The following is a 21858-nucleotide window of genomic DNA, read 5'->3' on the forward strand; positions in this document are numbered from 1 at the left end:
GCGTTTTGATGAACAACGCAGGTCATGGTAGAGTGCCTGCCGTTTTAATCTTTATCAAGATAGGATCTGATGGCAAGATACCTCGATCTCGATCTTCTCGCTCAGAATATTAAACAATGGGGCATTGAAGCAGGTTTCCAACAAGTAGGGATCTGCGATACTGACCTTTCTGCGGAAGAGCCCAAATTACAAGCATGGCTAGATAAACAATTTCATGGCGAGATGGAATGGATGAGTCGCCATGGAATGATGCGAGCCAGACCACACGAACTGCATCCAGGCACGTTACGTGTCATTAGCGTGCGCATGAATTACTTACCAGCTAAAGCCGCATTTGCCAGTACATTAAATAACCCTGAATTAGGTTATATCAGCCGTTATGCCCTAGGGCGAGACTACCATAAACTATTAAAAAAACGCCTAAAACAACTTTCAGATCGTATTTTAGACTATTGTCGCGAATTTAACGGCATGATACTGCCCAATGGCACCACTATCGATGATCTTAATTTTCGACCTTTTGTCGACTCCGCTCCAATATTAGAGCGCCCTCTTGCAGTTAAAGCGGGTTTAGGATGGACAGGAAAACATTCATTAGTTTTAAATCGTGAAGCAGGATCTTGGTTTTTTCTCGGTGAGTTATTGGTTAATTTACCCGTTCCTGTTGATAAACCTGTCGAAGAAGATTGTGGCCGCTGTGTCGCTTGTATGACAACCTGCCCAACAGGTGCGATTGTTGAACCTTATACCGTCGATGCAAGACGCTGTATTTCTTACCTCACGATCGAGCTAGATAGTGCTATCCCAGAAGAATTTCGTCCACTAATGGGAAATCGGATCTACGGTTGTGATGACTGCCAGCTCATTTGCCCGTGGAACCGTTTTTCCCAGCTTACTGATGAAGATGATTTTAGTCCAAGAAAGGACTTACATACACCAGAGCTGCTTGATTTGTTCTCATGGGATGAAAAAACCTTTTTAAAGGTGACCGAAGGCTCTGCAATCCGCCGCATTGGTTATATTAAGTGGCTGCGAAATATCAGTGTGGCGCTAGGTAATGCACCTTATCAAGACCGTATTGTACTTGCTTTACAAAATAGATTGGGGATTAACGAAATGCTAGATGAGCACTTCCAATGGTCTATACAACAACAGCTTAACCGACGCGATGCAAACCAAGTCACAATTCAAACTTCACAGCAAAAACGCCTTGTACGCGCTATTAACAAAGGTTTACCGAGAGACGCATAGAAAAAAGCCTGCTATATATCCGGAATGAAGAATTGTCAAATTGATGTGAATAAAATAAAAAATGCTTACCTGACAATAGGTAAAGAATTTGCAAGCTGTGCTAGCCTCATTTTGACAAAATAATCCACACAACAATAAAATCAACAAGTTACAATAATGCAACTTAAACGTTAGAATTAAATAGCACAACAGGAATTTGTTAATTAGCCTGTGGATAACTCTGTGTAATAAGTTATTTCAAATCGCAATAAAAACTCAGATTGATTGAGTTAGCTGTGGATAACTTTCTAATGTCGCGTTGAAAAGAAAAACCCTGATTTTACGTTAACTAGCAATACAAAAGTGACCAAAAAACAAGGTTAAAATGAAAAAACACTCGAAGTAAATAAAAAAGCATATTTTTGTTTATTATTTAAACTTCATGGTTTCATCTTAGAGATGGAAGTAAAACACCCTATTGCTAAGGGGTGGCTATTCTATGGCGCCCTGAAAATGAATGCAAGCACAAATCTGGATATGATCCAAAAAAGATCGCGAACCCCTTTTAGATCCTAGTATTCAAAGGGTAAAAAAAGATAAAAACAGTGAACAAGCGCAGTTCATATACACTAAGTGATTTCACTTAAATAAAATTAAGTTAAATGGATATTATATGGGATTCAATAAAGACAAAAATTAAGGGATGATGAAAATATTGGAGCGGGAAACGAGACTCGAACTCGCGACCCCGACCTTGGCAAGGTCGTGCTCTACCAACTGAGCTATTCCCGCATTTGGTGGGTACTGCTATCTCACTAAAACACTAAGAAAGTTTGGAGCGGGAAACGAGACTCGAACTCGCGACCCCGACCTTGGCAAGGTCGTGCTCTACCAACTGAGCTATTCCCGCATCACGAAAATAGTGTTCTAGCTAAAACATCAAGAAAATTTGGAGCGGGAAACGAGACTCGAACTCGCGACCCCGACCTTGGCAAGGTCGTGCTCTACCAACTGAGCTATTCCCGCATCACATTTCTGGGTGTTTCACGTGCCGACTCAATAACAAAAACTTCATCGGTACGGGGAGCGCATTATACGAAAAATTCAGATACTAGCAAGCCTTTGCGCTCAAAATTTTTATTTTTTTATTCGTTTGCTGACAATTCAATCATAATGGTGGTTTTATCAACACCCGTTGTAATAAACTGATTTCAATAAGTTAACATTGTTAACTTATTGGAAGAAGATGACTATGGTAACCTTTCTATCGCGGAGTTATAAACCTTTTTATCTTCTCTTTTGCCAACGGCAACGACAAAAATAACAATTTCATCATCAATAACTTGGTACACAAGGCGAAATCCTGATGCCTTTAATTTAATTTTATAGCAATTAGACAATTCACCATGCAGCCGCAGAGACGCTATATATGGGTTTAATTGTAGTTTCTTTAATTTCTTTTTAAATTGTTCTCGGATACTGTAATCAAGCTTTTTCCATTCCCTTAGAGCACGCTCATCAAATACAATATCAAATATCATCAATGTTCACTCTTATACGTTTAGCTGGCTTTTTTAAACGTTCACGAACAACAGCTAAAATATCCTCATCCTCATCAGTCTCGCTCACAACAATAGAAACTTCAGAAAAAGGAAGCTTTTCATTCTCTGCAACATAACGAAGAAATAGCCTTAGTGCATCGGAAGGCGAAAGATTTAATTTATCAAATGCTTGATATGCATCTCTTTTAAGCTGTTCATCAACTCTAATTTGTATTGTACTCATAATAGCCTCCATCAGAATTTACAATTAGAATAATGTAATACTGAATGCAATACAATCAGTAGTGCTATGTGTAATGCAAAATGTAATGCAAAATGTAATTCAACACCTAATTTTGACACAAAAAAAGCCGCTCAAAATTGCGGCTTATTCGTTAATTTAACATTTACTCTTTAATAAATGTTTCTCGATAATACGCCAGTTCAGCGACCGATTCACGAATATCATCCAGCGCTTGATGGGTATTTTTCTTCGAAAAACCTGCTAAAATTTCAGGTTTCCAACGACGAGCAAGTTCTTTAAGTGTACTAACATCAAGATAACGATAATGGAAATAACGTTCTAATTCAGGCATGTAGTTAAATAGAAAACGCCTGTCTTGCCCAACACTATTCCCACAAATCGGTGATGCCCCTTGGGGAACCCATTTTTCTAAAAATTCAATGGTGGCTAACTCCGCCTCACGCTCACTCACGGTACTTTTGCGCACACGTTCAACTAAACCGCTATTGGTGTGAGTGTTTACATTCCACTCATCCATTAAAGCGAGTTGTTCATCCGTTTGATGTACTGCAATTACAGGGCCTTCTGCTAAAATATTAAGATGGCTATCTGTTACAATAGTCGCTATTTCAATAATACGATCACGAACAGGATCGAGCCCCGTCATTTCTAAATCGATCCAAATTAAATTATTCTCATTCTTTTGCATGATATACCCTAACTGCATTCTATGAAGTTAAGGTATGATAGCACTCTTCATGCCTTCAGTGACAGGCGTGAGTACCCCTAAAATACAGCCCATGGTAAAGAGAGGACAGGTGGCTAAACAGAAACTTTCGAAAGGCCAACAGCGCCGAGTTCAAGAAAATCATCAAAAAAGACTTAAAAAGCAAAAAACAGTTGAAATTGATGATAGCCAATTAGGTGAAGCACAAGAAGGCTTGGTCATTAGCCGTTTTGGGCAACATGCTGATATTCAAGCAAGTAACGGGACTATCCAGCGCTGTAACTTGCGTAGAACTATTTCATCCCTTGTGACAGGGGATAACGTGGTGTGGCGGCCAGCCTTGAACACACAGAGCGATATCAAAGTAAATGGCATCGTCGAAGCTGTTCATGAACGCCGTTCTGTTCTAACTCGTCCCGATTATTATGACGGCTTAAAACCGATTGCCGCTAATATTGATCAAATTGTCGTTGTTTCAGCTATTTTACCTGAGCTTTCGCTGAATATTATCGACCGCTATTTAGTTGCCTGCGAAACCACCGGGATTAAGCCAGTTATCGTTCTCAATAAAGTCGACCTACTCGACGACGAAAACCGTGAGTGGGTAAGCGATTTAATGACGATTTATAGCGATATTGGCTATCAAGTTCTCGAAGTTTCGAGTCATACCAATGAAGGCATGGAAGCACTTACTAACGCGCTAGCAGGTAAAGTTTCAGTATTTGTTGGGCAGTCTGGAGTGGGCAAATCAAGTTTATTAAATGCATTACTCCCACACAATGAAGAAATGATTTTAGTCAATGAGGTTTCAGACAACTCAGGGCTAGGACAACATACGACGACGACAGCTCGTTTATATCACTTTCCATTGGGCGGCGATGTGATTGACTCCCCTGGTGTGCGCGAATTTGGTTTATGGCATTTAACAACGGAACAAGTGACCAAAGGATTTGTCGAATTTAAAGATTACCTTGGTGGCTGTAAATTCCGTGACTGTAAACATTTAGATGACCCTGGTTGCCTGTTACGTGAAGCCGTAGAAGCAAATAAAATTGCTGAATCACGTTTTGAAAACTACCATCGCATTTTAGAAAGCATGGAACAAATCAAACCTCGTGGCAATTTTACGGCAAAAGACAAATAATATTAGTGAGTACTTACCAACAACTCTCTAACACTAAGCCAGCTCTAAATCATTTAATTACGGTTAGCCAGTTACGCGACCGTTTGAAATATGACGAGTAAACTGTGTACAATAGCCGCCCTTTTGCTAACATACCTTTAAAAATCAGAGGTTAACGTGCTAGATAAAATTAAAATTCGCTTGCAATATATGCTTCCAAAACAATGTCTTACTGAATTTGCAGGCTGGTTCGCAAGTCGCAATGCGGGTTTCATGACGCAATGGGCAATTAAATTGTTCGCAAAAGCCTATAAAGTCAACATGAATGAAGCGCAAAAAAGCGAACTTACTGCTTATGCCACTTTTAATGATTTCTTTATCCGCCTGCTAAAAGAAGGCGCACGCCCGATTGTCGAAAAAGAGCACCAACTTGCTCAACCTGCTGACGGCGCAGTTAGCCAATTAGGCCCGATTAATGATGACCTTATCTTCCAAGCTAAAGGCCATAATTACACCGTGGAAGCGTTACTTGCAGGCCAATACCAATTAGCGGAACGTTTTCGTGGTGGTGACTTTATTACCACTTACCTCTCCCCTAGTGACTATCACCGTGTACACATGCCATGTGACGGTTTGCTCAAAGAGATGATTTATGTTCCTGGCGATTTATTCTCTGTAAATCCATTGACGGCACAAAATGTTCCCAATCTATTTGCACGTAATGAACGATTGATTTGTGTCTTTGACACCCCTGTCGGCCTAATGGTACAGATCCTCGTCGGTGCAACTATCGTTGGTAGTATTGAAACCGTATGGAGCGGTTGCGTTAACTCCTCTCGTGAAGGCGTCATTAAGCGTTGGATTTACCCTGAGTTAGACTCTGAAGGGGCTGTTTTCTTGAAAAAAGGTGAGGAAATGGGGCTGTTTAAATTGGGTTCAACGGTGATTAATTTATTTGAGCCTAACAAAGTGACATTTAATTCATCACTAATCCCCGGTTATGCAACTCGCATGGGCGAATTACTCGCTGAAACTGTTGCAAATACAGTGACAGAAGAATCCACTGGCGTTTAGTTAAATTATTATCTCTTGAAGGAGCTCCTCACTGTGCGTGTGATTATCAGTTTTTTTCTTAGTCTGTTAATCGTTTTCTCTTCCGTTGCAGCACCAACTGCAGCGCAGGATGAAGCACAGATTAAGCAGGAGCTCAAACAACTTGAGTCAAGCACCAACCCCAAAGATGCAGAGATAGCACAAGCATTGCAGGGGGCGTTGAATTGGATGAGTGAAACACGCGATTCCGATGCAAAAGCCAAATCTTATCAAGAAGCCATTGATAACTTTCCTAAAATTATCAAAGAAATAAGACAAAAAGTTCTTAATGAAAGTGATGAGCCGGCCCCAATACCGGTGGGTATCAGCTTAGGTGAACTTGAACAACGTATTATTCAGCTTAGCAGCCAATTACTCGATCAAAGCCGCTTAACTCAGCAAGAGCAAGATAAAGGCCGCGAAATCAGTGAATCATTAAATATTCTGCCACAACAGCTTTCTGAAGCCAGACGTTTACTCACTGAAGCCACTTCGCGCTTTCAGTCTCTGAGCACACCATCAACGCCATTAGCCGACGCCCAGTACACATTGGCTCAAGCCGAAGTAAGTGCTCGCAAGTCAACAGTTAATGAACTGGAAATGGCTCAGCTTTCTGCCAATAACCGCCAAGAAATCTCACGCCTTACGTTGGAATTATACAAAAAACGCTATCAACGTATGGAACTTGAGCTACAAAACCTACGTGATTTTCAAAATACCCAACGCCAACAAAAAGCAATTTTAGCGTTAGAACACACGGAAATGTTGGCTGCACAAGGGGAACTAACGCCATTTTTAACTGAGCAGCTTGATATTAACCGCAAAATGTCTCAGGAATTAACCGCTCAGGCACAGCGCATGAGCGCTATCACCAATAGCCAAGCAGAAATTTCAACAAGTATCCGCGATGCTCGCCAAGCACTCACAACTATTCGCGAGCAAGCTCAGTGGATCAGCAGCTCAAGTACATTAGGAGAAGCTCTCAGAACACAGCTTTCTCGTTTGCCTGATATCCCCAAAAGCCAACAACTTGATCGTGAAATGGCTGATTTACGTGTACAACGCTTAAATTATGAAGATAGCCTCGATAGATTAGGTAAAGTAGATACAACCGAGCAAGAAACCGCGAATGAGCTCAATACGGCTCAAGTGCAAGTTTATCAGTCATTAATTAAAACCCGCCGAGAGCTACTGACCTCTTTAATTTCAGGCCTCGATGCTGAAATGTTAGAGCTAACGAAGCTTAATGTCGCTACTGGGCAATTAACCGATGCATTAAAAGAAGTCAAAGATGCTTCCAACCGTTATCTTTTCTGGGTCGCAGATGTTCCACCAATAAGCATCAGCTATCCTGTCATGTTAGTAACGGATATTACTCAATTACTTTCACTGGATACCTTGTCTCAGCTTGCTGGTGCGCTGAACGTTATGCTGACAACTCAAGATACCTTTTTGTATCTTCTTGGTTCGATAGCATTAGTCATTTTCAGCATTAGCACTCGCAGACACTACCAAGCATTTCTTGACCGTTCCAGTTTACGTATTGGTAAGGTGACACAAGACCGGTTCTACTTAACCATTCGAACTATTTTCTGGTCAATTATTGTTGCTCTTCCTCTACCTATGATGTGGTCAGCCATCGGCTATGGCTTACAAAGTGCATGGCAATACCCTATGGCCGCGGCGATAGGTTATGGTGTCAGTGCGACGACACCTTTATTGTGGCTGTTTATGATCAGCGAAACATTTTCTCGTCCAACTGGGCTATTTATTGCTCACTTCGGTTGGGACAAAGATTCAGTTAAACGTGCGATGCGTTATTACCGAATGGCGATTTTTGTCATCGTTCCATTAGTGATGGCAATTATTACCTTTGAACATTATAGCGATAGAGAATTTGCAGCCAGTATTGGCCGTTTCTGTTTTATCTTTTTATGTGTCGCACTTAGCTTAATTACCAACAACTTGCGTCGTTCACAAATCCCTCTCTATTTAGATAGACATGGGTCCGGTGAGAATATCGTTAATAATGCCTTGTGGTGGATGATATTACTCGCACCTATTGTTGCTGGGTTCTTCTCCATTCTAGGTTATTTCTCAACCTCACAGGCCTTGCTTGCACGTTTAGAAACCTCTGTCGCCATTTGGTTTGTCATCCTTATCGTTTATCATACCATCCGCCGTTGGATGTCGATGCAGCGCCGTAAATTAGCCTTCGAGCGTGCGAAACAACGCCGTGCTGAGATATTGGCTCAACGTGCTAAAGGTGAAGACGATAACCAGCAGGCAAATGCCAGTAGCGAAGGAAATATTGATATCGAAGAACAGGTTATCGACTTAGATACCATTAGCACCCAATCCGTCGGGTTAGTTCGTTCGATTTTAACCATGATTGCCTTGGTTTCATTAATTTGGCTATGGTCTGAGCTACATACTGCATTTTCTTTCCTTGAAAATATTCGCTTATGGGATGTGACCTCAACGGTTAATGGCGTTGATACTGTGCAACCTATCACCATGGGCTCTATTTTCATTGCTATTTTGACTATTATCGTTACCGCCCAATTAGTTCGTAATTTACCGGCTTTACTCGAGCTGGCAGTACTCCAACATTTGGATTTAACGCCAGGTACCGGTTACGCTATCAGTACACTAACCAAGTATACGATTACTATTATCGGGACCATTGTTGGCTTCTCTATGTTAGGGATTGAGTGGTCAAAACTGCAATGGCTTGTAGCAGCGATGGGGGTAGGGCTTGGCTTTGGCTTACAAGAGATTTTCGCTAATATTATCTCAGGGTTGATGATCTTATTTGAAAAGCCGATCCGGATTGGAGATACAGTAACTATCCGTAACTTGACCGGTAGTATTACCAAGATCAATACCCGTGCAACTACGCTAACAGACTGGGACAGAAAAGAAATTATTGTGCCAAATAAGGCATTTATTACTGAGCAATTTATTAACTGGTCACTATCTGACACAATCACGCGTATTGTCATGACGATTCCTGCACCTTCTGATGCCAATAGTGAATTAGTGACAGATACTATTTTACGTGCAGCTCAGCGCTCTACGATGATTTTAGACAACCCTGCGCCTGAAGTTTATCTTGTTGATTTGCAACAAGGTATTCAGATTTTTGAATTACGTGTCTATGCCGCAGAAATGGGTCACCGGTTACCTGCGCGCCATGAAATCCACCAAAACATCCTAGTATCCTTTGCTGAACAAGGAATTACCTTGCCATTCCCTCCATTCCAAGCAAGAGTGGATGTCCGTGATAACTCTCTGCAAAGTGCGACAAACAATCTTTCAGGGCGTAATCCAAGTCGTAAATCTGGGGAACTGTAAGCCGTATTATGCCATTACAACTAGATGAAAAAGACGAATTAGTGATGTTGAGGATCACCCAACTTGAACGTGTTGGGTCGATTTTATTCTTTTTGATTCCATTAATTATCTTATTAATTGTTGGGAAAGCTTTTGCGTTTAATACGCTGTATCTTTGGCAAGCGTATTGTGCAATTTATATCGTCGGGTTTCGTGTAATGTGTGGCAAGCTATCATCGAAACAGCAGCAACTTAGCATTCGTCGAGGCTGGGGAAATAATCGTTTTTATCGGCTTTCTTGGTGTTATCTTGTATTATCGGTTGTCATACTGGTGGGATACAAAATCGTATCCCACACATTTGCTTAATCGTTAGCTGGCTTTAAAACCATACGATTTAATATAACCTTCCGCTAATTGTTGTGCCTGCTGTAATTCTTCAGGACTTAACTGCTCCGCAATCTTATTTTGTAAACGATGACTTTCTGCATTGCCACTGTAAACCGCAGTTGCAAGCCATGCGTAGGCTTGCTGCAAGTTTTTCTTCACGCCACGTCCTTCAGAGTACATGACACCTAAGCGGTCTTGAGACTTAGCATCTTTTTGTTTCGCGGCTTTTCTAAACCAGAAGACCGCCTTTTCGTCATCTAAATCAACACCGCTACCAATCGAGTACATTTGGCCTATCTGGAATTGAGCCAGTATATTCCCGCCCTGTGCAGCTTTTCTAAACCAAAATGCCGCTTTTTCTAGGTTTTGAGTGACACCTAAGCCTTGCGCGTACATCATCGCCATGTTGGTTTCAGCGCGGGTATCACCTTGAGCGGCGGCTTGTTCATACCATAGCATCGCTTTGTCATAGTCACGACGCACACCAAAGCCATTTACAAACATCGTGCCAAGTCGGAATTGCGCATCTGAATTCCCTTGGTTTCCTGCCTTGATGAACCACTCAGCCGCGGCTTTAGAATCTTGAGAAACACCTAATCCCTTAAAATAACGCTCACCTAGCTGGAATTGGGCTTTAGGGTCACCTTTTTGCGCTAACTGCGTAATTTGCTCAATCGTGGGTTCTTGTGCTGCTGTTGCCGATGCCGGCGCAGTGGTAGGTTTAGCGGTTAAAACGGAACTATAACAAATCGAGCCCAACAACAGTGCTAACGCAATTCTTTTCATCCTAAGGAACCCTCAACAGTGCAATATGCAACCTGTGAAAACAGTGCTATCCATTAATATCGACCTAAACACTCATCCCCCTAGTTTAAATTTACTTTTTGTCAGAAAAAATAGGAAAAGTAGCCTAAATTTCACAAAAAGCACGTTTCGCTGCATTTTCGCTGTGGGAACTTATGTTTCTGGTCTAATTGCGATAATAAAAAACCAGATAAACATATTGCCTATCTGGTTTCTCTATTTCAAATAACAAAATTAATTATGCATTGTTAAGATATTTATTTCTCAAATAGCGGGCCACCGCATCATCACTATTTGAACCAATAACTTCCATCTGCGGTAACGCATCTTTCAATAATTGATGGGCATTTTGCATAATGCAGCCTTTTCCGGCCATCGTCAGCATTTCTTTGTCATTCATGCCATCACCAAACGCAATACTATCACTCGGTGTATAGCCATGTAGTGCAGCCACTTGCTTCAAAGCTTCACCTTTAGAAACAGTACCGGCCATAACTTCTAAACAGCTACGCAGTGAAAACGTTACATTCACTTTATCTTGCCAACGTGCTTGAATGCGTTGCTGTAGATCCACCAGCAAGTCATGATCTTCACTAGTATAATAAACTTTACAGACCTCAGAAGTAGCAAAATTATGGCGGTCAAACAACTGGTAGTTAAATACCGATTCTTTAAAAAATTCTTTTTGTTCAGGGCTTTCACGATTGATAAACCAATCATCACCATGGTAGTAATTCGTGATAAGCTCAGGGTTATCAAATTCCATCAAACACAGCTCATGAGCAATTTGAGGGGCAACATTGTGCTCAAAAATTAAGTCACCACGGGTATTATGGATCCGTGCACCATTAGACGTGATCATATACGCATCGATGCCTAACCCATCACGGATTTGAGCAACATCCACATGGTGACGGCCTGTTGCAAACACAAAATGCACATCTTGCGAAGTTACTAGCTGTTTCAAAGTGTCTTTTGTATAAGACGTTAAGTCATGATTGGGAGATAACAGTGTCCCATCCAAATCGGAAGCAACTACAGGATATTTCATATTCAAACCCTAACTAATACTGCTCAAAAAAATCACAGATAGCATTGAGCGCCATCGCTCTTAATGCATCCACTTCAAATAGGATTTCATGGTGTGCCCCTTCAATAATGAGAGGTAATTTTTCTTCTCGTCCTATTTGCGCTTTTTGTCGGCTTTGACAAAAAGCTTGTAGCTCTTTATTGCTGACCACTTTTTCTTCACTGGCTTCCAACACCATCAGTGGCACATCAATTTCTCCCGCTTTCGCAATTAACTCATCGCCAATCACAAAACTTTCACGTAGCCAATGATAAGTTGGCCCACCCAAGCGCAATTCAGGGTAATCGGCATAATAACGTAAGTAGCGCCGATAACGCTCCGGGCTGTGTGTTAATACATTGATTAAATAAGGTAATGGCTGCCATTTCCCAGTAGAGGCCGCGTAATCATTACGAACGCTTTCACGCGATTCCGCTCTATCAACAATAAAGCTTGCCATCCAACGAGGCATTGGTAAATTAATACCAATCATCGGTGCACATAATGTTGCAGCATCAAATGTGACGTTATCTCGCAACAAGTACCCTGCTAAAATAGCACTTCCCATTGAATGCGCTAATGCGTAACATTTTGGGTAATGTCGGTATTTAACCTCTAGCTCAATAAACTTTTCAAAATCGTCAATGTAATCAGTGAATTTTTCAACATGGCCTTTTTGAGGATCGGCTAACATGCGCCCTGATCGCCCTTGCCCACGATGATCAATAATAAAAACATCATAGCCTAAATGATAAAAATCATAAGCGACTTCAGGGTACTTCACATAGCTTTCACTGCGCCCTGGTGAAATGACAATCGCTTTATGATGCTTTGGATGAATAAAACGGACATAGTGGATGGGAATATCATCAACTCCCATAAATTGAGATTCTTCCCGGTGTTGCCAGAAATCTAAAAGCGGGCCATTTGTAAAAGCAGAAAATTGAGTTTCTCGATTCAGCCAACTCTCTTTTAGATTTTCAGGCGTCATCCTGCAGTTTCCTTATTTATTCATTCATAACCTTCAAGATGGTCTTGGATAAGAGCCATAAATGCCACCCCAAAACGTTCGAGTTTGCGCTCGCCAACACCATTAATTAACAATAATTCGGCAGGTGAAGTTGGAGTGTGCTCAGCCATTTCAATTAATGTTGCATCATTAAACACGACAAATGGTGGAATATTTTCTTCATCGGCAATGGACTTACGTAATTTACGCAGTTTCGCAAATAGTTTTTTATCATAATTGCCATGATAAATTCTGTTTTGTTGATTACGGCTTTTTACCACTAAAACACGCGGAACTGCCAGTTTTAGTGCTGCTTCACCGCGTAATATAGGCCGTGCAGCCTCAGTTAATTGAAGCGCTGAAAAATGCGTAATATTCTGTGTGATCATACCTAAATGGATCAATTGGCGTATCACACTAACCCAATGTTCATTACTTTGTTCTTTACCAATACCGTAAACAGGCAGCTTGTCATGGCCTAAATCACGGATACGCTGATTATTCGCACCACGCAATACCTCTACAATATAGCCGATACCGAAGCGCTGACCAACACGATAAATACAAGACAGCGCTTTTTGCGCATCCACTAACCCATCGTACTGTTTTGGCGGGTCTAAGCAAATATCACAGTTACCACAAGGCTGCTGGCGATTTTCACCAAAATAATTGAGTAGCACCAAACGACGGCAGGTTTGTGCCTCAGCAAAAGCCGCGATGGCATTCAGCTTATGCCGCTCGATATCTTGTTGTATACCTGCAGGCTTTTCTTCGAGACAACGACGTAACCATGCCATATCGGCCGGGTCATAAAATAAAATGGCTTCGGCTTCAACACCATCACGCCCTGCTCGTCCTGTTTCTTGATAATACGCTTCGATATTACGTGGAATATCGAAATGAGCGACAAACCGAACGTTTGATTTGTTAATTCCCATCCCAAAAGCCACTGTCGCCACAACAACTTGCAGATTATCTTTTAGAAATGCGTCTTGTACCCACTCCCGTTGTGCCGCATCTAACCCTGCATGGTATGCTGCGACGCTTAAGCCTCGTTTTTGCAAGCGCTCTGTCGTTTCTTCAACCTTACTGCGACTGTTACAATAAACAATACCCGCTTTTCCTTTTTGGCCTTTAATAAAAAACCAAAGTTGATCTAACGGTTTATATTTTTCGACTAAGGTATAACGAATATTTGGCCTATCAAAGCTACTCACATGAACTAATGGCTCATATAGCTCCAATAAGCGAATAATGTCTGCACGTGTGGTTTCATCTGCAGTTGCGGTTAACGCCATCACGGGCACATTAGGTAATGATTGCCGTAATTGGCCTAGTGCACGATATTCAGGGCGGAAATCGTGTCCCCATTGAGAAATACAGTGGGCTTCATCCACGGCTAGCAAAGTGATATTCCACCCTGCTAATTGGCTTAGGAAATAATCAGTTAATAGCCGTTCAGGGGCAACATACAGTAATTTTATTTCCCCCTGACTGCACAGCTCCATGATTTGACGCTGTTCTTGTGACGTTTGCGATGAATTTAAACATGCCGCATTAACCCCATGTAACCTTAATTGGTCAACTTGATCTTTCATTAATGATATTAATGGCGAAACGACCAATGTGACACCCTCTTTAACTAAAGCAGGGACTTGGTAGCAAAGGGATTTACCACCCCCTGTTGGCATTAACACTAAACAATCACGGTTATCTAAAATGGCCCCAATGACAGCATCTTGCCCGGGGCGGAATGACTGATAACCAAATGTACTATTAAGCACATGTTCAGCCAATGAAAGTTGGTTAATGACGCAAGCAGTGGACACAAACTTCCTCAATCGATAAAACAAGCCGCTGCCCAATTGAGCAGCGAATTTGTTGATTTATGACTTGGTATTCGACTCAGAACTGAATAGAGCACTGAGTTTTTCTTCCATTACAACATATCGTTTAGCATAACACCGATACCAAAACGGGTTTGGCGATAATTGTAGTCTATCATCGACTCACCATATCCGCTAAACAACTGGGTATAAAAACGCACATGTTTACTAATTGGATAACTCCACCCCAACTCTGCACCACCGTAACCGGTATTCCAGTTATAGCGCCCAGTCGTAGTAAATACGCTATCTCCCAATGCATACCCTACCTTTAAGCGATAGTAGCCCATGTATTTGGTAATATCAGAATTATCATCACGCCCTTCACTTTCATGAATGCGGTACCAAGGTTTAAGGTCAACTTGCCAGTTACCATTTTGCGCCATTGCCCTCGCATATACGCGGTTCCAACTGCGAGAGGTCGGTTCTGAACGCCCATTTGACTCGTGGTTAAATCCCGTTTCAATCTCACGTAACGTCCAACCCGCAAATTGGTAGTCGGTTAGCCAGCCAACAAATACCTGAGGCTCGTAGTTGGTTTCTCTAAATGGTGAAGATTCTTTTTTATTACTTAACTGCCACCAAGAACGCTGAGTATAAGAAACGGCTAAAATGGAATCATCACCAGCAATACCGGCCCATAATGGAAACGCTAAACTTAGTTGAAATTTAACTTCATCCTTTAACGCATCATCGCCCCAATTATAGCTAGAAATCGCTTTTTTATTCATCGAGGAGGTATAGGTATAAATGATGTAATTCGATTCATACGGATACAATACAAATGGATTATCATGGTGTTGTAGTAATCCTGAAATGATGCTTCCACGTATTGGTAGGGTATTTTTGACATCTTGTTCAGGCTGAATACTTGTATTTTCAGTCGCAAACAGTGAAGCAGACCAAAAGCTGAGCACTGCACTTAACAAAATCGGTAAAGCGCGCATTAGTCATTCCTATTTTCAACATCGTCCAAAAAAAGTTTGTCCTATTTTACACACAAAACTGAATAACTGTTGAAAGATTATTCATTCGTTTGTTAGAGACATAATTTACACATAATGTTAACTTATTATTTACATATTTTTAAAGGATGAAAACGATGAATGACCGTACTTATACTTTAGAAGAAGCCAGTGAGCTAATGAGCCATGCGTTTATTTATAAAATGCCATTTAACCAGCTACTTGGTATTAAATTGATGAGTTTAAATGATGATTTTGTTCAGCTTACCGTTGAAAATCGTCAGCAATTAATTGGTAATTTCACTCAGAACATTTTACATGGTGGTGTGATCGCTTCAGTTTTAGATGTTGCAGGAGGTATGGTGTGCATTAACCGTATTTTGCAGCGCATTAATCCATTAACTCATACTGAAATTGTCGACAAAATGTCTCGCATGGGAACAATTGACCTACGAGTTGATTATTTACGCCCTGGTCGAGGCCAACTTTTTACCGCCAGTGCCAGCTTATTAAGAGATGGTAATAAAATAGCCGTTACCCGCTGCGAACTTCACAATGAAAACAATCAGCATATTGCGACAGCAACGGCAACTTACCTGGTGGGATAAAATAGATACAAATAATTAGTCACCTACTAAACTAATAACTTGTAAAAAAACCTGAGCAATGTCACATTAGTGGTATCAAAAATCGAGCCGCTTAAATCGGCTCGGTCTCTCTGTATAAGTATCTTTTTAGTCTTTAATTCAATTTCAGAGCCAACAATGAGCCAGCAAAATACTACCAAAGGCGTGTTATGTGCCTTAGGCGCCTATTTTATTTGGGGTGTCGCACCTATTTATTTTAAAAGCATCCAAGAAGTGCCCGCAGAAGAAATCCTGACTCATCGTATTATTTGGTCATTTTTCTTTATGATTTTATTATTAACCGTTTCACGCCATTGGAGTTATGTCCGCCAAGTCCTGAAGCAACCAAAGAAAATATTAGTTCTTGGGGTAACGGCAACGACAATTGCATGTAACTGGTTAATTTATATTTGGGCAGTTAATAATGGTTATATGCTACAAGCTAGCTTAGGTTACTTTATTAACCCACTAGTTAACGTGCTGTTTGGAATGCTATTTTTACAAGAACGTTTTCGCCGCATGCAGTGGATTGCTGTTGGTCTTGCACTAACGGGTGTATTGATCCAGCTTTGGCAATTTGGCTCAGTGCCTGTGATTGGTCTAAGTTTGGCCGTTACATTTGCTACCTACGGTTTATTACGTAAAAAATTAGGTGTCGATGCGCAAACAGGGATGACATTCGAAACACTTTGGCTACTTCCTGTCGGTATTATCTTCTTATTATTTTTTGCAGATAGTCCAACTAGCGATATGGCAATGAATGATTGGCATTTAAATGCACTGCTGATTGCCGCAGGGGTAATTACTACGGTGCCACTATTACTATTTACAGAGGCAGCTAACCACTTAAGGCTTTCGACTCTAGGCTTTTTCCAATATATGGGGCCAAGTATTATGTTCTTACTCGCCGTGTTTATGTACGGTGAAGTCATGACATCTGAATTGTTAGTCACCTTTGGCTTTATCTGGGTTGCATTAATTTTATTTACATTAGATGCTTTATATACCCAGCAAAAACTGAGAAGAAAATAGCGAGTAACGTTTTTCAGAAACTCAGACGACCGATAAATAGTGTTAATATTAAATTACCGACTCTCGTTTTATGTTTTAAACGAAGTCGGTGTTTCATTATATGGAACTTAAATAGTAAATTTAATTAATACAAATAAACTATTTAATTTTATATCTAATTCTTTACCTGCCGCATAATAAATTAAGCTTAAATCAAATCTCTTTGTTCTTATCTATCATACCCATTGAGAAAAAATAAATTTAACCATATAAAATCAATGAGTTAAAATGAAAAAATTCACCTTGATTTTCTATACATAATGGCTATTATTTAATTTATCTTAAATTCTCTTCAATTAATAAATACATCCATCAAACAACTCTTTGAAATAAAAGTAGTTGTTTATTTTTTTCAATTAATGATTGCTTAATAGGGACTTGGTAATTATATTGTACGCCGCTTGTATTCACCCCAGCGGATGGTGATGGTCCGATTCATCACTGACGTTTCATTAAAGTGCGCACGATGACATTTCATTTTAAAAATGTCCTGGTGCGAGGTTTTCTGAAATTGAATGCAGACGGTTCTAAAATTTAATGTAATACAATCATGTAGCGTTAAGACTCTAAATAATTCGAAAACACAACTAGGCGGCGAGCAAAAAAGTCGCTAGGAGCATACCAAAATATGTGACTAGGGCGAGCGAGCAAAGCCAATAGCATTGTGATTTGAAGCATGACGAGTACGACTCTAAATAATTCGAAAACACAACTAGGCGGCGAGCAAGAGAGTCGCTAGGAGCATACAAAAGTATGTGACTAGTGCGAGCGAGCAAAGCCAACAACGTTGGGATTCGAAGTATGACGAGTACGGCTGCATTTTAGGTTCACTCGGCCTGTGCATTCAGACAGAGTTAACGTTGTTTAAGGGCTTTTGGGAAGGGCTTAAAAATGCAACAGAATACCGTTCAAATGAAACGCGTACTGACCACTCCTGCGTTAGTTTTTTTCGGGCTGGCTTATATGGTGCCGCTCGGAATTTTCACCACCTATGGACAAGTGACTGTATTAAGTGAAGGCCATCTGCCTGTCGCTTATTTAATTACATTAGCTGCCGTCTTTTTCACTGCCATGAGCTATTGCCGCATGACAAGTGCACTTCCGCTTTCAGGATCTGCTTATTCATATGTGCAAAAAACCTTTGGCGGCACACTCGGGTTTTTAGTAGGTTGGGCACAACTGCTCGATTACCTCTTTCTACCTATTATTAACTACATTGCGATTGGGATCTTTGTTCACGAAGCGTTCCCCGATATCCCGATGTACGTCATTATTTGCAGCACAATTACAATTGTTAGCATCATGAATATTTTGGGAATTAAATTAGTTTCCTCAATGAATATGCTAATCATTTTAATGCAATTTGTATTTATTGCCGTGTTCCTATACTTGAGTTTTAAAACTTCATTTGTATTGGATACGGACGCCTTATTGGCACCGATTACGGTCATGTCAGAACAAGTATCAGGGTTATTTGCAGGTGCAGCGGTACTATGCTTAGCCTTCCTTGGCTTTGATGCGATCTCCACGATGGCAGAAGAAACCAAAGATGCGCGTAGTGCGTTACCTAAAGCGATTTTATACACCGTGTTTATCGCAGGTACGCTGTTTGTCATCATTTCCTATGGTGCGCATCTGGTTTATCCGATGTGGCAAGATTTTATTCCTAATACCGATATTGCTAGCCTTGCGGTAATGAAACAAGTTGGTGGAGCGATGATGGCATCTAGCTTTATCACCGCTTATGTTATTGGTGTATTTGCCTCAGCAATGACCTCACAAGCCAGTATTGTACGCATTTTCTATGCGATGGGCCGTGAAGGTGTATTACCTCGTTCGCTGTTTGCTTATCTACACCCAAGGCTCAACACACCGATTTACTCGATTATTTTTGTTGCGCTAGCGTCACTGCTTTCATTAGTGCTTTCACTCAGCATGGTCGCTTCAATGATCAGTTTTGGTGCCTTGATTGCGTTCACTTTTGTGAATTTATCGGTCATTAAACATTTTTATATTGACCGTAAAGCACCACTGGATAATACAAAAATTATCACTTGCCTGATTATGCCTTCTGTTGGTGTTATCCTAACATTATGGTTATGGACAAGCCTTGATGGCGAAGCCTTTAAAGTGGGTTTATGGTGGTTAGCAGCAGGTGCAATTTACTTAGCACTTCTGACCCATGGTTTTACTCGTCGTCCACCTGCAATCTCTGACGATGAAACTGAAATGATTATTAACTAAGCATTTCAAGTCTTATAAATGATTACGGGGGAGCGCTTGCCTTCCCCGTTGTTTTTTTAGCACTGGTGCCACCAAAGCACCACTGATACAGACGGTTTACAATGAATAATCAATTAGCTGACGTTATTTACTTTAACGGTTATATATATACTGCAGATGATAAAAATCGCGTTGTCGATGCGGTTGCTGTTCGTGATGGCTATATTCTTGCCACAGGCACCTCTGATGAACTTCATCAATATGTTGGCCCTGAGACAGAGAGTATCGATCTCGAAGGCAAAATGATGATGCCTGGCATCATTGATGGTCATATGCACCCTTTCTGGGGCGGTATTCAACTCTTCGGTTGTCATTTAAATTATGAATCGTTAACTATTGACCAAATTTTAGCGCGCGTACAAGATCACCTCGATAAAGACCCTCGTACCGGGGAAAATGATTGGCTCAAAGTCACTGCATGGCTGCGCCAAGGTATGATCCCTGCGGGTGTTGATATGTACCGTGAAGATATGGACAAGCTCAATACGAAACGCCCTGTCGTCTTGTTTTCAAATGACTGCCATACATTGCTAGCAAATAGCCGTGCCCTCGAATTATTTGGTATCACCAAAGATACGCCTGAACCACCTGATGGTAAGATTGGTAAATACGAGAATGGCGAATTAAACGGTATTTTAGAAGATGCACCCGCTATGCGTGCTGCCGATAGCATTCCTTCAATTCGTGACGACCAAGCTATTGAAGTTGCTGAATTAGTGCAGAAAGTACTTAATCAGCAAGGCGTGACGATGGTGATGGATGCACGCGTTTCAGAACAACAACTTGAAGCCTTTTCTCAACTACAACAACGTGGCGACCTTACGATACGTTTCCAAGCTGCCCGTGAAATCACCCCTGATGAAACATCGGATGTTGCCTCAGTAGCGGCAGCTGTGGACAAAGCCGTTGCATTTGCCAAAAAATGGCACCAAGCCGATTGGACGCCAACCCCAGGCATTGGCTTAAATAATATAAAAATGTTTGTTGATGGTGTGATGCAATTTCCAACAATGACAGCATCGTTATTGCAACCATACCGAATCAATCAAGGCACGGATGACGCTCCGAATTGGGTAGAAACCGATAACTACGGTGATCTCTATTTCACGGCTGAAATTCTCGATGAATTAATGGAAAAAATTGCCGCAGCAGGCTATGACCCACACTTGCATACCGTTGGTGAAGGTGCCGTTTCTATCGTGTTAGATGCGATTGAAAAAATGCGTGCTGCGCACCCAGAAAAAGATATCCGCCCAGGGCTTGCTCATAATGAATTAGTCCATGCTGATGACTATGCCCGTTTTGCGCGCTTAAAAACCATCGCTTGCTTATCTTTCCAGTGGGCCGCCCCAACGCCAGAACTCGCCGCTTTTGAGAAAAAAATGCTCGGTGATGAACGTTTTGAGCAACTTGAACCCATCGCTAAATTTGTCGACGCTGGTGCGGTTGTTGCGTTTGGTAGTGACTGGCCAATCGATGACTTCGACGAGTGGTATGATTTAAAAGTCGCAGCGACACGCCGAGGCCGTGATATTAATGGCCAAAAAGCACCGAGACTTGATAATGACCGAGACTTAACGGTCATTGAGGTTTTACGCTCTGCGACGATAGACTCAGCTTATGCACAACACCGTGAAGATATACTCGGTTCATTAGAAGCAGGAAAATTTGCAGATATGATTGTATTAGATCGCAATGTTTTTGAGATCCCTGCAGATGATATTGAGAATGTAAAAGTATTACGCACTATTATTGGCGGAAAAACTGTACATATTGCTTAATAATTTAATTATTTATTTAGATAGCTAAATAAATAAACACCCCAAAGATTAAATAATATCTTGGGGTGTTTTTAATTGGGCACTTAATTCCAAACCTGAATACTCACAATTAAATCGGGAAATTACGAGGGAATAACTTCCCTCGTAAAGCAACATTACTCTTCGTAAGAAAACGTTGTTTGAACAACTGTATTTCCATGACTAATCACGATCAGACAAAGTTTGTCTCGCATTAATACTGAAATACCAAACACGGTAATACACGCAAAAACAAACGCCACCACTGCGAACTTGCTCATTTCCCTTGACCTCTTAATGGTTAAGAGGCACAATCTCAACTGTTCAGGTTTAGATCGGGCCTCGTTGGTTAATAATAACTAACGGGGCTTTTTCCTTTCTAATCCAAACATTTCTTCCAACTTAATATGCTTAAACCAGAAAGGCTCAAGCACCCGCCAAAATAATAACAAAGTTTTATATCTCACTCACGTTTAATTCCATAGAAATAAATAAAAATATAAATTTAATTATCTAATAGTTTATTTAAATAATTATTAATAGGTTTAAATTATTTACTTATATTTTTATCTCAGAAAATGACTAAAAACCCGTAATGCTAAAAATAGCGCTTGCAAAAGAAAAAAGTTACCGTTAGTATCCGCAGCGTTTTATATTCATCTAC

The 21858-nt window shown here is 40.9% G+C and carries 18 protein-coding genes and 3 tRNA genes; 9 read left to right on the forward strand and 12 right to left on the reverse strand.

What is annotated here, in order from left to right; genetic code table 11:
* Window positions 1-69: 69 nt before the first annotated feature.
* Window positions 70-1251 carry a tRNA epoxyqueuosine(34) reductase QueG gene (gene queG, locus PSF09_RS06005; RefSeq protein WP_272683620.1) on the forward strand — a complete coding sequence of 394 codons (1182 nt, stop codon included), beginning with the start codon at window positions 70-72 and terminating at the stop codon, window positions 1249-1251.
* 695 nt (window positions 1252-1946) lie between these two features.
* On the opposite strand, the gene PSF09_RS06010 is transcribed toward queG, so the two are convergent.
* The 6 genes from PSF09_RS06010 to orn all read right to left on the reverse strand — a co-directional run bounded on the left by PSF09_RS06010 (window position 1947) and on the right by orn (window position 3724).
* Window positions 1947-2022: transfer RNA gene (locus PSF09_RS06010), tRNA-Gly, on the reverse strand.
* Window positions 2023-2064: 42 nt separating this feature from the next.
* Window positions 2065-2140 (reverse strand) — tRNA-Gly (locus PSF09_RS06015).
* A gap of 40 nt (window positions 2141-2180) precedes the next feature.
* A tRNA-Gly gene (locus tag PSF09_RS06020) sits at window positions 2181-2256 on the reverse strand.
* A 224-nt stretch (window positions 2257-2480) separates the two neighbouring features.
* On the reverse strand, window positions 2481-2771 hold the full coding sequence (locus PSF09_RS06025) for a type II toxin-antitoxin system RelE family toxin (protein WP_198641735.1): 291 nt from the start codon (window positions 2769-2771) through the stop codon (window positions 2481-2483).
* Entirely contained in the window at window positions 2761-3015 is a 255-nt protein-coding gene (locus tag PSF09_RS06030) for a type II toxin-antitoxin system RelB/DinJ family antitoxin (protein WP_196725047.1), read from the reverse strand. The genes PSF09_RS06025 and PSF09_RS06030 overlap by 11 nt, the downstream gene beginning before the upstream one ends.
* A 163-nt stretch (window positions 3016-3178) precedes the next feature.
* Entirely contained in the window at window positions 3179-3724 is a 546-nt protein-coding gene (gene orn / locus PSF09_RS06035) for an oligoribonuclease (RefSeq protein WP_272664556.1), read from the reverse strand.
* A 109-nt stretch (window positions 3725-3833) separates the two neighbouring features.
* On the opposite strand from orn, the gene rsgA reads away from it, so the two are divergent.
* From rsgA to PSF09_RS06055, 4 genes are all read left to right on the forward strand, one after another.
* Window positions 3834-4886 (forward strand): small ribosomal subunit biogenesis GTPase RsgA, encoded by a 1053-nt coding sequence (rsgA, locus tag PSF09_RS06040; RefSeq protein WP_272664570.1) that lies wholly within the window; start codon window positions 3834-3836, stop codon window positions 4884-4886.
* Window positions 4887-5042: 156 nt separating this feature from the next.
* Entirely contained in the window at window positions 5043-5939 is an 897-nt protein-coding gene (asd, locus tag PSF09_RS06045) for an archaetidylserine decarboxylase (protein ID WP_272683621.1), read from the forward strand.
* A gap of 33 nt (window positions 5940-5972) precedes the next feature.
* A complete protein-coding gene (gene mscM / locus PSF09_RS06050; protein ID WP_272683622.1) occupies window positions 5973-9314 on the forward strand; it encodes a miniconductance mechanosensitive channel MscM in 3342 nt (1113 codons plus the stop codon).
* 8 nt (window positions 9315-9322) lie between these two features.
* Window positions 9323-9661: a hypothetical protein gene (locus PSF09_RS06055; RefSeq protein WP_272664559.1), complete on the forward strand. Its 339-nt coding sequence runs from the start codon at window positions 9323-9325 to the stop codon at window positions 9659-9661.
* A gap of 3 nt (window positions 9662-9664) precedes the next feature.
* Here PSF09_RS06055 and PSF09_RS06060 read toward each other — a convergent pair whose 3' ends face one another.
* From PSF09_RS06060 to pldA, 5 genes are all read right to left on the reverse strand, one after another.
* Entirely contained in the window at window positions 9665-10468 is an 804-nt protein-coding gene (locus PSF09_RS06060) for a tetratricopeptide repeat protein (RefSeq protein ID WP_272664560.1), read from the reverse strand.
* 256 nt (window positions 10469-10724) lie between these two features.
* Window positions 10725-11537, reverse strand: a complete 813-nt coding sequence (gene yigL / locus PSF09_RS06065; protein ID WP_272664561.1) for a sugar/pyridoxal phosphate phosphatase YigL — start codon at window positions 11535-11537, stop codon at window positions 10725-10727.
* A 13-nt stretch (window positions 11538-11550) separates the two neighbouring features.
* Window positions 11551-12546, reverse strand: coding sequence for a lysophospholipase L2 (gene pldB / locus PSF09_RS06070; protein WP_272664562.1), 996 nt, complete (start codon window positions 12544-12546; stop codon window positions 11551-11553).
* Window positions 12547-12566: 20 nt separating this feature from the next.
* Window positions 12567-14393 (reverse strand): ATP-dependent DNA helicase RecQ, encoded by a 1827-nt coding sequence (gene recQ, locus PSF09_RS06075; protein ID WP_272664563.1) that lies wholly within the window; start codon window positions 14391-14393, stop codon window positions 12567-12569.
* 110 nt (window positions 14394-14503) lie between these two features.
* Complete coding sequence (pldA, locus tag PSF09_RS06080) at window positions 14504-15397, reverse strand: phospholipase A (protein WP_004907375.1); 894 nt, start codon at window positions 15395-15397, stop codon at window positions 14504-14506.
* A gap of 155 nt (window positions 15398-15552) precedes the next feature.
* Between pldA and PSF09_RS06085 the strand changes: the two genes are divergently transcribed.
* The 4 genes from PSF09_RS06085 to PSF09_RS06100 all read left to right on the forward strand — a co-directional run bounded on the left by PSF09_RS06085 (window position 15553) and on the right by PSF09_RS06100 (window position 21176).
* The gene (locus tag PSF09_RS06085) at window positions 15553-16023 is read left to right on the forward strand and encodes a thioesterase family protein (protein ID WP_004907373.1); all 471 of its coding nucleotides are present in this window, start codon (window positions 15553-15555) and stop codon (window positions 16021-16023) included.
* A 156-nt stretch (window positions 16024-16179) separates the two neighbouring features.
* Window positions 16180-17073 carry an EamA family transporter RarD gene (rarD, locus tag PSF09_RS06090; RefSeq protein WP_210836879.1) on the forward strand — a complete coding sequence of 298 codons (894 nt, stop codon included), beginning with the start codon at window positions 16180-16182 and terminating at the stop codon, window positions 17071-17073.
* A 930-nt stretch (window positions 17074-18003) separates the two neighbouring features.
* On the forward strand, window positions 18004-19356 hold the full coding sequence (locus tag PSF09_RS06095) for an APC family permease (RefSeq protein ID WP_210836659.1): 1353 nt from the start codon (window positions 18004-18006) through the stop codon (window positions 19354-19356).
* 101 nt (window positions 19357-19457) lie between these two features.
* A complete protein-coding gene (locus PSF09_RS06100) occupies window positions 19458-21176 on the forward strand; it encodes an amidohydrolase (RefSeq protein ID WP_272664572.1) in 1719 nt (572 codons plus the stop codon).
* Between the two features lie 155 nt (window positions 21177-21331).
* Here PSF09_RS06100 and PSF09_RS06105 read toward each other — a convergent pair whose 3' ends face one another.
* Window positions 21332-21475, reverse strand: coding sequence for a Hok/Gef family protein (locus tag PSF09_RS06105; protein WP_210836663.1), 144 nt, complete (start codon window positions 21473-21475; stop codon window positions 21332-21334).
* Between the last annotated feature and the right edge of the window lie 383 nt (window positions 21476-21858).

Origin of the sequence: Providencia sp. PROV141 (assembly GCF_028481645.1) — a bacterium.
GTDB classification, from domain to species: domain Bacteria; phylum Pseudomonadota; class Gammaproteobacteria; order Enterobacterales; family Enterobacteriaceae; genus Providencia; species Providencia rettgeri.